Source organism: Methanogenium cariaci JCM 10550 (genome assembly GCF_001315945.1).
GTDB lineage: Archaea > Halobacteriota > Methanomicrobia > Methanomicrobiales > Methanomicrobiaceae > Methanogenium > Methanogenium cariaci.
The window spans coordinates 61,484-73,526 of sequence record NZ_BBBG01000008.1 but is presented as its reverse complement, the minus strand read 5'-3'; the positions used below and the strand labels follow the sequence as shown (position 1 = coordinate 73,526).

19 protein-coding genes and 3 pseudogenes are annotated in these 12,043 nt (G+C 57.1%); 10 read left to right on the top strand and 12 right to left on the bottom strand.

The features are described 5' to 3' along the window. Positions 1-152: 152 nt before the first annotated feature. Positions 153-968, bottom strand: a pseudogene (locus JCM10550_RS08570) (NAD-dependent epimerase/dehydratase family protein); the annotation flags it as partial. A gap of 101 nt (positions 969-1,069) precedes the next feature. Between JCM10550_RS08570 and JCM10550_RS08565 the strand changes: the two are divergent. The 10 genes from JCM10550_RS08565 to JCM10550_RS08525 all read left to right on the top strand — a co-directional run bounded on the left by JCM10550_RS08565 (position 1,070) and on the right by JCM10550_RS08525 (position 6,353). Next, positions 1,070-1,252: a hypothetical protein gene (locus JCM10550_RS08565; protein ID WP_062398477.1), complete on the top strand. Its 183-nt coding sequence runs from the start codon at positions 1,070-1,072 to the stop codon at positions 1,250-1,252. 134 nt (positions 1,253-1,386) lie between these two features. Next, positions 1,387-1,728: a hypothetical protein gene (locus tag JCM10550_RS08560; protein WP_062398475.1), complete on the top strand. Its 342-nt coding sequence runs from the start codon at positions 1,387-1,389 to the stop codon at positions 1,726-1,728. Positions 1,729-1,767: 39 nt separating this feature from the next. After that, positions 1,768-2,007 (top strand): hypothetical protein, encoded by a 240-nt coding sequence (locus JCM10550_RS08555; protein WP_062398473.1) that lies wholly within the window; start codon positions 1,768-1,770, stop codon positions 2,005-2,007. Then, positions 1,962-2,588: a metallophosphoesterase family protein gene (locus JCM10550_RS08550; protein ID WP_062398471.1), complete on the top strand. Its 627-nt coding sequence runs from the start codon at positions 1,962-1,964 to the stop codon at positions 2,586-2,588. Before JCM10550_RS08555 ends, JCM10550_RS08550 begins: the two co-directional genes overlap by 46 nt. A gap of 15 nt (positions 2,589-2,603) precedes the next feature. Continuing rightward, entirely contained in the window at positions 2,604-4,688 is a 2,085-nt protein-coding gene (locus JCM10550_RS08545) for an acetate--CoA ligase family protein (RefSeq protein WP_062398469.1), read from the top strand. A gap of 129 nt (positions 4,689-4,817) precedes the next feature. After that, positions 4,818-4,991 carry a type II toxin-antitoxin system HicB family antitoxin gene (locus JCM10550_RS08540; RefSeq protein WP_245618929.1) on the top strand — a complete coding sequence of 58 codons (174 nt, stop codon included), beginning with the start codon at positions 4,818-4,820 and terminating at the stop codon, positions 4,989-4,991. Positions 4,992-5,062: 71 nt separating this feature from the next. Continuing rightward, positions 5,063-5,209 carry a hypothetical protein gene (locus JCM10550_RS20605; protein ID WP_218185166.1) on the top strand — a complete coding sequence of 49 codons (147 nt, stop codon included), beginning with the start codon at positions 5,063-5,065 and terminating at the stop codon, positions 5,207-5,209. Positions 5,210-5,514: 305 nt separating this feature from the next. Next, positions 5,515-5,727 carry a nucleotidyltransferase domain-containing protein gene (locus JCM10550_RS22625; RefSeq protein WP_245618927.1) on the top strand — a complete coding sequence of 71 codons (213 nt, stop codon included), beginning with the start codon at positions 5,515-5,517 and terminating at the stop codon, positions 5,725-5,727. Beyond that, on the top strand, positions 5,705-5,974 hold the full coding sequence (locus JCM10550_RS22620; RefSeq protein WP_245618926.1) for a hypothetical protein: 270 nt from the start codon (positions 5,705-5,707) through the stop codon (positions 5,972-5,974). Before JCM10550_RS22625 ends, JCM10550_RS22620 begins: the two co-directional genes overlap by 23 nt. Next, positions 5,910-6,353, top strand: coding sequence for a DUF86 domain-containing protein (locus JCM10550_RS08525; RefSeq protein ID WP_062398467.1), 444 nt, complete (start codon positions 5,910-5,912; stop codon positions 6,351-6,353). Before JCM10550_RS22620 ends, JCM10550_RS08525 begins: the two co-directional genes overlap by 65 nt. 17 nt (positions 6,354-6,370) lie before the next feature. Here JCM10550_RS08525 and JCM10550_RS08520 read toward each other — a convergent pair whose 3' ends face one another. From JCM10550_RS08520 to JCM10550_RS08490, 11 genes and pseudogenes are all read right to left on the bottom strand, one after another. After that, positions 6,371-6,718, bottom strand: a complete 348-nt coding sequence (locus JCM10550_RS08520) for a YigZ family protein (protein WP_062398465.1) — start codon at positions 6,716-6,718, stop codon at positions 6,371-6,373. Positions 6,719-6,751: 33 nt separating this feature from the next. Next, positions 6,752-6,892, bottom strand: coding sequence for a hypothetical protein (locus JCM10550_RS20600; protein WP_218185165.1), 141 nt, complete (start codon positions 6,890-6,892; stop codon positions 6,752-6,754). Then, positions 6,892-7,728 (bottom strand): P-loop domain-containing protein, encoded by an 837-nt coding sequence (locus tag JCM10550_RS24805; RefSeq protein WP_083475396.1) that lies wholly within the window; start codon positions 7,726-7,728, stop codon positions 6,892-6,894. Before JCM10550_RS24805 ends, JCM10550_RS20600 begins: the two co-directional genes overlap by 1 nt. Then, a pseudogene (locus JCM10550_RS24800) lies at positions 7,725-8,446 on the bottom strand (ABC-ATPase domain-containing protein). Before JCM10550_RS24800 ends, JCM10550_RS24805 begins: the two are co-directional and overlap by 4 nt. Positions 8,447-8,543: 97 nt before the next feature. Next, positions 8,544-9,008: a TOBE domain-containing protein gene (locus JCM10550_RS08510; protein WP_062398463.1), complete on the bottom strand. Its 465-nt coding sequence runs from the start codon at positions 9,006-9,008 to the stop codon at positions 8,544-8,546. Then, positions 9,008-9,352 carry an ATP-binding cassette domain-containing protein gene (locus JCM10550_RS24795; protein WP_062398461.1) on the bottom strand — a complete coding sequence of 115 codons (345 nt, stop codon included), beginning with the start codon at positions 9,350-9,352 and terminating at the stop codon, positions 9,008-9,010. The genes JCM10550_RS08510 and JCM10550_RS24795 overlap by 1 nt, the downstream gene beginning before the upstream one ends. Positions 9,353-9,356: 4 nt before the next feature. Next, positions 9,357-9,650, bottom strand: coding sequence for an ATP-binding cassette domain-containing protein (locus tag JCM10550_RS24790; RefSeq protein ID WP_281175338.1), 294 nt, complete (start codon positions 9,648-9,650; stop codon positions 9,357-9,359). Between the two features lie 15 nt (positions 9,651-9,665). Further along, positions 9,666-10,350: pseudogene (locus tag JCM10550_RS08500) on the bottom strand (ABC transporter permease); the annotation flags it as partial. Positions 10,351-10,412: 62 nt separating this feature from the next. Then, entirely contained in the window at positions 10,413-10,895 is a 483-nt protein-coding gene (locus JCM10550_RS24785; RefSeq protein WP_281175336.1) for a substrate-binding domain-containing protein, read from the bottom strand. Beyond that, on the bottom strand, positions 10,819-11,418 hold the full coding sequence (locus tag JCM10550_RS24780; protein WP_281175335.1) for a substrate-binding domain-containing protein: 600 nt from the start codon (positions 11,416-11,418) through the stop codon (positions 10,819-10,821). Before JCM10550_RS24780 ends, JCM10550_RS24785 begins: the two co-directional genes overlap by 77 nt. A 76-nt stretch (positions 11,419-11,494) precedes the next feature. Next, a complete protein-coding gene (locus JCM10550_RS08490; RefSeq protein WP_062398518.1) occupies positions 11,495-11,971 on the bottom strand; it encodes a pyridoxamine 5'-phosphate oxidase family protein in 477 nt (158 codons plus the stop codon). Positions 11,972-12,043 lie beyond the last annotated feature (72 nt).

Genomic DNA, 12,043 nt, shown 5'->3' with positions numbered 1-12,043 from the left:
GTTTCAGACGGATGGTTCGGTTTGCGATGCAACAGACCATGCGATCGTCTTTGAGAGACCGTCGGCAAGACGGCATGCTGCGACCCTGCCGATGGTCTCCTCAAGCCTTTGGGTATCGGCAAGCGAGCGGTGGATGTCCCCCCCTCCCGCGGTGCATCGTAGCGGGTGTCACAGGTGTTCCCGGTACGATCCATAATCACTCGGGCGAGGTCGTTGAGTGAGGTCTCCTGTCCCCCCCCGGCCACATTTACGACACCGCGGACATCGGATGCCATTGCCCGGATATTCGCCCGGACGACATCACCGACGTAGATGAAGTCCCGCGTCTGCGTCCCGTCGCCGTAGATGGTGATCGGTTCTCCGGCAGAGATCCGGTCGATAAATATGGATATCACGCCGGAATAGGGTGATGAGGGATCCTGCCGCGGGCCGTAGACATTGAAGTAGCGCAGGCAGGTTGTCTCCAGCCCGTAGAGGTCGGTGAAGAGGCGGGCATAGTATTCACCCATCAGCTTCTGCGCCGCATACGGGGACTGCGGCCGCGGAGATTCTGTCTCTTTGAGGGGGGGGAGGTTCGGATTGTCCCCCCCGTAATTTGCGGCGGACGAGGCGAGCACCACCTTCCGGACACCCGCATCCCGTGCGGCGACAAGCACCGTGAGGGTGCCGTCCACATTGACCGCGTTTGACCCCAGCGGGTCAGCGACCGACTTGGGCACGGAGGCAACGGCCGCCTCGTGGAAGACCCCGTCCGCACCTTTGCAAGCCTGCTGCATGAGGGCAAGATCCGTGATGCTCCCCTCACATACTGTCACCTGTGCCATCCCCCCCTCTGCCCATTGGAGATTCTCAGTTTTTCCGGTGGAGAAATCGTCGACAATCACGACTGCATGCCCCTCCCCCCCTGCCAGCGTCTCTGCAAGGTGGGATCCGATAAACCCGGCACCGCCGGTGACCACATACCGCATATAAAATCTCCTTTGTTCTTCATCCTTAGAATATATGCCGGAACACCCGGTCGCAGATATCCGCCCCTTTTAATCCGGCAGGCATCCAATATATTTTTACTATGTCCAGAGTAGTCCGTATCCAGGAGGACGCAATAGATATCGCCCTCTCCTACGGCCCCAGCATATCGGAGGGCATCCGTGCGATGGAGAGTCGTCTGAAACGGGCCGAACGAAAACAGCTTGATATTGAGGCGGTTCGCATGGCCGTGCGTGAGGAGCTGGAATCGTTTGGCAGGTATTAGAGTGGGGGGGACACTCTTTGTTACAAAAGAACGTCCATATGCCCCCAAAACCAAATAAAAACGCCAGATAAACAATATGTTACAAAAAGTAACATTCACAAAATACCCGTTACAAAACGTAACAAACCATTCATATGCATAAGAAATCCCCCCCGGAACAAGCCACCGCCTGCCCGCTCTTTGCCGAGTGGAAACTCACCGACGCAGCCCGTGAATTCAGCACGACCATGGGCATCCCCCGATGCCTGCCCCGTTGCCGGAATTCCCCCTGCCCGACTCTCTCGTCACCCGACAGACAATGCCCCCCTATCTTCCTCTTACCATCACCGGCTGCCGACGCATCCGCCGGGGGCCACCGGTTCTTTTTCGGGCTGGAGGCCGTTGCAGGCACCTCATCCTCATCCCTCCCCCCGTCACCCCGCCTCTCGGATACTTCACCACCCTCAAAAAATGCAGCGTCACGATCTGCCCCCTGACCCCCATCCGAATCCCTGATCGCAAAAGCCCTCGCAAACGTGTTTGACCGGCGGCCGCAGAAATATCACCGCTGCCGCCCGTTCCTCATCACCACTGATGCGACCCGCATCACTCTCCCGGATGGAAACCTATACGACCTTCCGCTCGGCCGTCGTCTCACCCCGGAAGAGGCCGCCTCAGAAGATCTTCTCAGAGATTCCCACGCTGCCTACCGGCACACCCGCGGGTATGAGTGCACCGCACCCTCCCATACCCCCCCGAACCGGAGATATTTCTGACCGCAGACCTCCACCTCGGCCATTGCGAGGCCATCGACTACTACTACCGTCCCTTTCTTCCCGATGACACCGCAACAATGGATCGCGTCCTCACGGAGAACTGGAACCACACCATCGGCCCGAATGACTCCGTCATCTTCGCAGGCGACCTCACCTACAAGGCTGAGGCCGAGACGGTGGATGCCTGCCGTTCCCGACTCAACGGGACGGTCACCTGGATCAAAGGCAACCACGACACCTGCCTCGAAGGCACCTGCCCGTCCCAGACTCTCAGCGCAGGCGGCCGCACCTTCCTTGTCATCCACAACCCGAAACACGTCCCGGCATCCTACCGGGGCTGGGTGATACACGGCCACACGCACAACGCCCGGCTCGGTGACTACCCCCCCTTCATCAGTTTCACCAACAAAACGGTCAACATATCAACGGACGTCACCGGCTACCAGCCCGTCCCTCTGAAGGAGATACTTTCCCTCATCCGGGAGGGAGAGGCGGCAGGCCGGACGGCACCCATCCTCACCCGTGAGATACCATCCACAACAGCTATTACGACAGTTGCTCCATCCTCATATCATGACTGACGCCCCCCGGGATTGATGAGCGAGCCCGAGAGTTTCGCACTTTTGAACGACTACAGCATCACCGTCCCCCCCCGTCACGCGGTCGTCCACTCCGCAGCAGAGGCGGTGACGGCGGCAGAGACGATTGGCTACCCCTGTGTGGCAAAGATTCTCTCCCCCGACATCACTCACAAATCAGACGCCGGTGGGGTGCAGACGGGTATCCACACCCCGGAAGAACTGAGGGCCTCAATTGCGACCATCCAAAAAAATATCCATGAACGGGCGCCGGATGCCGCCATCACCGGGTTTGTCATCGAAGAGCAGGCACCACCGGGCCTTGAACTCTATATCGGCGGGAAACGCGACCCGGCATTCGGGCCGGTTGTCACCTTCGGCACGGGAGGCACCCTCGTCGAACTGGAACACGACATCACGATGCGGGTCGCCCCCCCCGTCTCAAAGGAGGAGGCCGCAGGTATGGTTCGCTCCATCCGCCACTACCCGCAGCTTGCAGGCTACCGTGGCACCGCTTCCCTCGACGAGGCGGCACTCAGCGATGCCATCCAACAGGTCTCCGCCCTCTTCACCAACCGCCCTGAGGTGGCCGAACTCGACATCAACCCCCCCCTTGTGCTCTATACCGACGGTCTCTGTGCGGTGGATGCCCGCGTGCTCATCCGCCCGCCGGCAGCGGCACCAGCATTGTCCCGTCCCCCCCCGCTCCCGGAAAACCTCTTTTTCGGTTCACGCATCGCCCTCGTCGGCGCCTCGGCAAACCCCCCCAAGAAGATTGGCTACATCGTCCTCCGAAATCTTTTGACCTTCAGCGGCACGGTCTACCCGGTGAACCCAAAAGGCGGCACCATTTTTGGTAAGACCGTCTATCCCTCCCTTGCAGATGTCCCCCCCGAACAACCGGACGCGGTGATCGTCACCGTGCCCAACACCGTCGTGCCGCAGGTGATGCGGGACGCGGGCGTTCGCGGCATCCCGCTTGCCATCATCATCACCTCCGGCTTCCGGGAGACTGACCGCGAGGGGGGGGCGCTCCTCGAACAGGAGGTTGAGGCGATCGCACAGGAATACGACATCCGCTACACCGGCCCCCCCAACTGCCTCGGCCTGCAGGTGCCCCCCCGGCTCTCCCTGAACGCCACCTTCGACCCCCCCAAGTCACCCCGAATCGGGCATACCGCCTTCATCTCACAGAGCGGCGCCATCATCACCACCCTTGTTGACTGGAGTCTCTCCCGCGACATCGGTTTTTCTGCCGTCTTCTCGGTCGGCAACCAGACCAATATCGACTTCGTGGACTACATCCGCTTTGCCGCAGCGGATGCATACACCCGCACCATTGTCCTCTATATCGAAGAGATCCGTGACGGCAGGCGCTTTTTTGAAGAGGCGGCGAAGGTCACCCCCCCGAAAAAACCGGTGATCGCTATTAAGGCGGGCCGCTCCGCCGTGGGGGGGCAGCAGGCGGCCGCCTCCCATACCGGTTCCCTTGCCGGAAGCTACGAGGTCTACGAAGCTGCCTTCCAGCAGGCAGGCATCATCATGGCACATAATCTCTCGGACGCCTTCAGCCTCGCGATGCTGCTGGGCTCGGAAGGCTATCCGCAGGGAAACCGTGCCGTCGTGATATCCATTGCCGGCGGGTTCTGTGTCCTCGCCTCCGATTACGCAGAGCAGCACGGCATCCAAATGGCTCCCCCCCTCTCTGATGCCCTGCTCGCCGAGATGAACGCCTTTATGCTGCCGGGCTGGAGTCGTCAGAACCCCCCCATCGATATGGTGGGGGACGCGGGTGTCCACCGGTTTGCGCTGACCTTCGATGCCCTCATCCGCCATCAGGAGGAGTGGGACATCGCCTTCGTCGTATCGGTGCCGACGGCGACGATTGACCCCCCCGTTCACCTCGCGACCGAGATGGCCCGGTTCTCCCGGCACACCGATAAGATGGTCGTCGGATGCATGATCGGCGGGGGGGAGAGCATGACCGCAGGCGTGCGGGTCCTCCGGGAGGCGGGCATCCCGAACTTTGAAGAACTGGAAGATGCCTTCCGGGCCGCAGGCGCTGCCGTACGGCGGGAAGAAGAACTGAAAAAACATCTGTAATTGCGATGCAATTGCGAGACGGATCAGACATCCAGAATATGGATTATCCATGGACATTACCAAGGAGGAATGCAGAAAAAATGCATGTAATATTCGATATATATCATAATGGTGAACACTGGTGCGCCCGTGGCATTGGGTCGATATCTTCACACAGGCAAAACGCTTGATGACCTCATCGAACAGATCAACGATGCAGCAGAACTGCATTTTGCAGAAGATATTGAAGCAGGGGAGCAGATTACCATCGTCTCCCTGACTGAATTTCAGGTTGGTTCCGTTGCCAAAATATCCGGTTGTTAGCGGGTCAAAACTGGTGAAGTTGCTCAATTCACTTGGATATGCCGTTCTGCGACAGCGAGGCAGATATCCAGATGAAGAAAATGTTCACTGAAGGAGAACACAGGATTACCATACCCCTGCATGATGAGATTGCAAAAGGCACACTGAATGATATCATCACAAAAGTGTCACAGAAAAACTGCATCACGAAAGAAGAGCTGGTAAATCTATTGCGATAATGTTTCCCATGATATGAATTATCGGTCAGAAAAGACCATCAATGAACAGACGCAGATCTGTTCCTTCCCAAATCCGTTCAATCCCTGAAACAATACTTTTGTGAATTGTGTGAGAGGAGAGGAGCTGGCAGTTCTTATTCTTACTTTCACTCACCTGACATCCATCGTCTGCCACCATTCTGACAGGTATCTACAGAATTTCCACACCCATTCGCGGAAGAGCCACCGCTCAGGAGAGCGGGATTCGTCGCCGGCGGAAATGTTAATGCAGGAGAGATGCCACCTATGGACGAGGGATTTTTCGGATGAAAATAGCAGAGGAACTGATTCATCATGCACTCGAACGGCTCAAAACGATCGAGGGTTTTGACAGGGTACGGTTTATCATCCTCTATGGTTCCGTTGCAGAAGGACGGGCGAAAGAGACGTCTGATATCGATCTCTGCATATATTACGACGGAGACCGTGAGGAAGGGGGGGAAGTTCCGGTTTGCCGTGCTTTCCGAACTCTTCGATGACCGGTATGACATCCAGATCTTTGGGAACCTGCCGCTCTACGTCCGGATGGAGGTTCTGCGGGGGGGCGTGTCATCTACTGTCCTGATGAACGGTTCCTCTATGATATGGCACTTGAAACGATACGGGAGTTTGATGCGTTCAAACACCGGTTGTATGATTATATCGGCACGCAGGCGATCGTATGAACAAGTCCATACGGAGCACGGTCATCCGCATCAAACTCCGGGAGATGACAGAGAGCATTGAACTGATCCAAACGAATTTCCCGGACTCTGCGGATTCATTTCAACAGCTGGGCCTGATCAAAGACGGCATCTACAAACGCACGGAGTATGCAATTGAGAATGTCTTTGATATCTGTGCGATTCTGAATACTGACCTCCAACTGGGTGTCCCCGGGGGGGCGGATGAAGATATCCTTGAGCACCTTGTGCAGCACGGCGTGTTCGGTTCCGGGATGCGGCAGACACTGAAAACAATGAAAGGATTTCGAAATATCGTTGTGCACCGCTATGGGGCAATCGATGACACGCTTGCCTTTTCAATACTGCAGGAACATATCGGGGATTTCTCTGTTTTTCAGCAGGAGATTGAGCGCTTCCTGCAGTCGACAGAGAATAAATAGATTTTCCGGGCTGCCTTCTATTCCATCCGGGCCGCCGCCACCGCCTCTGCCGCGGCGTCCCGGAAGGCCCGCGAGACATTCCCCGGCCCGAGTTTGATGCCGCCGAAGATGCGGGATACAACAATCATATGCGACGTAAGCTCTTCCCGCTGGAGCAGGTTGAGGAGCACCATGCCCGGCCGTCCCACCTCACCGTCACTCCCGAACGGTTCGAGGAGGCCTTCCGGCAGGGTCAACCGGGCGGCATAACAATGATGGGCGGCCTTGCGGTATATTTTCCGGTGCTGCTCCCGGATCTCCTGCACCTCCTCAACTGATGAAACCTCGTAGAGGTGGGCATAGAACCGGGACTTTTTTACGACCAGAAGGGCTGCCCCCCCTGCTCCTTCCCCCCCATCCTACCGCTCCGCCTGCACAACACGCAGCGTGCGCATCCGGTTGATTGCCATCAGCAGCTCAAGAGAGCGGAACGCCGCATAGTCTCCCCCCCGTTTCCGCGAGGAAAGGATATCGAGTCCCTGCATTTCGATATCCTGCATCACCCGTGTGGCAACCCCGGCTGCGGTGGCAGACCCGTCCATATACTGTACCGCATACCAGATGGCATCCGCAATCGCACGGGTCTGGCTCTCTGAAACAATTTGTTCGACTGCAGTGCAGTCGATATCGGTCGTCCCGAAGACGATCGTCCTTTGCCACGGGCCTGAATCCGCACCGCCCGCTTGCCTTTGGCAGGCGAGAAGGAGCGGGCGTCAAAGATCCGTTCCTGCCATCGGGGGGGAAAGGCCTGACCGGTCTCCGGTATCCGGCCGGTGGGATACTCCACCGCTATTTTCCGGGCCGCGTCGGTGATCAGATCCGGTCGGTAGGCATCCATGCAGATGACCGTATCCGCCACATCGAGATAGTCACCCGACCCGCCGATGACGATCACCGAGGAGACGCCGAATTCAGTGAAGAGCTCCCGCACCCGGTCGATATAGGGAGTGATCGGCTCATGCTCCTTTGCGACAAGCGCCTGCATCCTCCGGTCGCGGATCATGAAGTTTGTCGCGCTCGTATCCTCATCGATACAAAAGAGGCGGGCACCGGCCTCAAGCGCCTCCATGATCGTGGCCGCCTGCGACGTGCTGCCGCTCGCGTCCTCTGAAGAAAAGGAACGGGTATCCTTCCCGCCGGGAATGCCGGTGATGAACGGCGAGATGTCCACCGCCTCCACCCGCCGTCCGTCCTCGGCACGTATCTTCACCGCCGCCGGGTCGCTCACCACATACTCACGCCCGTCGCCGGGGGATATGGGTATACACCCCCCCGGCCGTGAGGGCATCAAGGAGCGTGGACTTGCGTGATAGCCGCCGCCCACGATCAGGGTCACCCCCCCCTGGGAATGCCCATCCCGGTGAGGGGCCCCCCCGCATGCGGAACCGCAATCTCTACCCGCAACGCAGGCGGTGAGGCAAACGGCACCACATCGGCAGACTTCATTGGCCGGTCAGAGGCACCGCTCTCCCGCGGCAGCACGGCACCGTCCGCCACAAACGCGACGAGGTTTTGTTCCCTCAGGGCACCGCGGAGCACGTCCGCGTCCTCGGCCACCCCGATATGACGATATATCCGATTCGAATCATGAGCCCGCAGAACAAGAGAGGCTGCGACACACTCCGGCAGGCGCTCAAAGAAGATCTTTTCCGCCTCCCGCCCGGCAATCCTGCGCCCGTGAGCAGGCAGGCCCACGACACAGCGCCCCCCTCAACACCGGCGTCACGGATGACAACAGACGTCCGTTCCAGAATCTCCTGACCGGGTTCATCCATCGCAATCAGGCCGCTCTTCCCGCTGCCGGACCGGGCGCTGCTTCGTTCTGCCGCCTGACAGAAGGCACGGGTGAGATAATCACAGAGCCCCCCCCGGCGGCGGGAGGTGGTGCTCCACATATCATCTGTAAAACCTGCTGCCCCCGCGTCAACCAGAACACGCACCCGGGACGGCGAGGCAAACGGATCTTTCTGCACATGGTCGATGCAGAGCACAAAAGAGTCAAACTGATACTGGCCCCCGGATGTCTCCGTACTGTCCGTAGCCCTTCCCGTCAATCCGGCGAAGAAGAGAGCGAAGAGTTTCTGCAGGCTGAATCGCGGTCATGCAAAAAAGAGTCGGCAGGAAGGACAATAAGCGCTCCCGTTATCGTCCTCACCGGGGCATTACGTGGACGGCTTCCGGGTGAAAGGAGACCCATACCTGATCTCCCCCCCGTTTCACCTTTAGACGGTCGGCAAACCGCCAGCCGACAACCACTTCCAGCGGGATACCGCAGTCGACGATCACATGCTGTTTCGGGCCGACAAGCGTGATTTTGGCAACGGTGCCCCCCCGGAGATGGTTTCGGACTTTGCTGGCATCCTCGTAGCGTTCCTTCCGGTGCAGGTGCATATCCTCGGTGCGGATGCACCAGGCAACCGGTGCACCGGAAGGAAGCGTGGTCTCCCCATACACGTCTGCTCTCCCGGACTGTATCACCGCCGTCCGGCCATCCGTATGCGATATTTTGCCCGCAAAGACATTCTCAAACCCGATAAACCGGGCCACACCCTCGTTTTCAGGCAGGGTGAAGATCTCCTTCGGCGTCCCGGACTGCACGATCCTCCCGTCCATCATCACCCCCCCGATACGATCCCCCCCATCCGCTGACCCTGCAGCATATCGTGGGTGTTCATGATCATGGTGGTGCCGTAGGTGTCACGGGTGTAATGGATTATTTCCTCAATCTTTTCTGTCGTGACCGGGTCAATATTGGACGTCGGCTCGTCAAGGAGAATGATCTCGGGCCGGGTCACCATCGTGCGGGCAAAGGCGATGCGCTGCTTTTCCCCCCCGCCGGAGAGACTGCGTGCATCCCTTTTCTCGTAGCCTTCAAGCCCCCCCACCTCCCGGAGAGTCTGTGAGACCCGTTCATGCATCTCTGTTGAAGATATTTTGCGGAACCGAAGGCCGTATGCCACATTCTCAAAGACCGTCCCTGAAATATTGCGGGGGGGTTCTGGAAGACCATGCCGATCTTTTTGCGCATCTCATGGTGATTCGAACGCCCCCCCCGGTATAGAGGGAGTCATGCTGTATGCGTACATCCCCGGAGGTCGGTTTTTCGAGGGTGTCGATGATTCTGAGCAGGGTGGATTTGCCCTGTCCCGAGGGGGGGCCGATGATCACAAATATTTCCCCCTCGGAGACCCGGAGGTCTACGCCCCGCAGTACCTGGTGGTCGCCGAAATCCTTCTTCAGGTGCTCAATTTCAATCATGTCAGTTCCCCCCCTCCGGATTGTGGTCATGACAAAGTTTACGATCAACGCGATAAAGAGCAGAATGATGCCCAGCGCCATGGAGAACTCAATATTTCCCATCGAGGTCTCAAGGGATATGGCGGTCGTGAGAACACGGGTAAATCCCTTAATGTTCCCGCCGATGATGATTGCCGCCCCCCCACTTCCGATATGGCCCGCCCGAAGGCCATGGCAATCGCTGCATATATCACAAATCTTACTTCCCGGAGAATGGATGCCACAAACTGGAGACGATCCGCGCCCAGTGATATGATCGTGTCCTTGACAATCGGGTCGAGAGACGTGAGGGCGGAGTATATCAGCCCGACAAGAATCGGGATGATCAAAATGACCTGCCCGATGATCATGGCACCGGGGGGGGTAAAGAGCAGACCCAGAAACCCGAACGGCCCCTTGCGGGAGAGCATGAGAAAGACCAGAAGGCCGATGAGCACCGTCGGCAGGGCATAGAGCGTATGAATCAGGTTCACAAGGCTCGTTTTTCCCCCCGGAAATCATGAAATGCGAGATACAGCGCAACAGGTATCGAGAGGGCGGATGCGATGAGGGTCGCTGAAAAGGTAATGTATATGCTCCTGAATGCAATCTCATAGACTTCCGGATCGAGCGTCACAATCAGCGTGACCGCGGTGATAAATCCGTCAATAAGCTCATTCAAGATGATGCACCTGCTGTTTCATTCATGCGCAAAAGAAGTTAAAGAATTCGCAAAAAAAAGGATTATGCAGGGATGGGTGTCTCTGCTTCAGCCTGGGTGATACCCATCACGTCAAAGTTTCCGCGAGACTCAAAGAAGAGCGGCTGGCCGTAGGTGTCGACACCAAATCCACCGATGAACTCCTGCGTCTCCGGGGTGATCAGGAAGTTGATCCATTCCCGTGCCATGTCGCTGTTCACGTAGTCATACTTCTCCGGGTTGATCATCATGGCACTGTAGACGTTCAGGAGAGAATCTCCCTTGTCAACGAGGGGGGGTACCAGGTCAAGGTCGGTCTTGTAGGACAGGTAGGTTCCGGAGTCCGAGAGCGTGTACGCCAGTTTCTCATTGGCATGCGTCAGGGTAGCACCCATTCCCTGGCCGCCTTCGACATACCAGTCACCGGCGCCTTCAACGTCTGTGGTATAATTATATCCGGCACTGGTCCAGATGGCCTTCTCCTTGGAGTGCGTGCCCGAGTTGTCGCCACGGGAGATGAAGACCACGTCGGGGGTTGGTCTCTGCCGTGGTATAGATGGTGGTCAGTGCCTCTTCCGGTGTCATGTTGGCAATGCCTGCGGGGTCGGACTCGGGTCCGATGATCATGAAGTAGTTGTAGGCAATGCCGCGGCGGTTGATGCCATATCCATCGTCGATGAAGGTGTCCTCACGGGCGCGGTCATGCACCATCAGCACGTCAACGTCTCCGCGCTGGCCGTACTCAAGTGCCTTGCCGGTGCCTGCTGCAATGATCTGCAGGGTGACATCGTGGTCTTTTTCAAACCGCTCCTGGAGCGCTTCAAGCAGACCGGTGTTGTCCAGACTGGTGGTGGTTGCAATCTTCAACAGTTCTGGGTTTGCTGCCGTTGTTGTTTCTTCCGGAGCAGGGGGGGTGGCTGCAGCGGTTGCATTTGCAGCCGCGGTCGGGGGGGTTGCTGTTGCATTGTTCGAATCCGTTCCCGTGCACCCGCAGATGAAGGTTACACTGAGCAGAACAAGTAAAAGTAAACCAATCCGTTTCAAATCCATGTTAATCAGGATTAGGTTAAACGATTTATAATATAAATATTGTCAAAAAGAAAAGATTATATGGAACATATGTGTACTAAAGATTTTTTAGCGCCACAATATCGGTCACGCCCGTGAGTTTCCAGATGTTTGAGCGCTCCTCTTCGAGAATTGACTCTATCGGTTCCGACGGGTCATGGCCCAGTGCCGCAAGGATATTATGCGAGAGTTCGTGTTCCTGAATCAGGTCTAAAAACATCTTCCGCACCTTCTTCTTGGTGATCGCATCCTCTTCCTGTACCAGACGTCCCTGCATGGTCACAAAGGTATAGCAGGACATATCCGCGGAGTAGCGTTCCACCTCGACCGAGACGTAGGGACTCTTTTTAAAGAGATCGTTTTTTCTCCCGTACTTCGTCGACAGGAAATAGAGAAAGCTCCCATCAAACACGTACATAAACGGTGCGATATACGGATACTTCTCTCCCTGAAAGGCAATTCTAGAAACACAGCCTTCGCGGATCAGTTCGTCATATTCCTCTTTTTTCATCTGCGGAATCTTGATGATCTCCATCTCACACCTCATGGTATATACACCGGATTTATGCATACATAGTAATAAAAGAATCGTATTTTAACCGGAAGA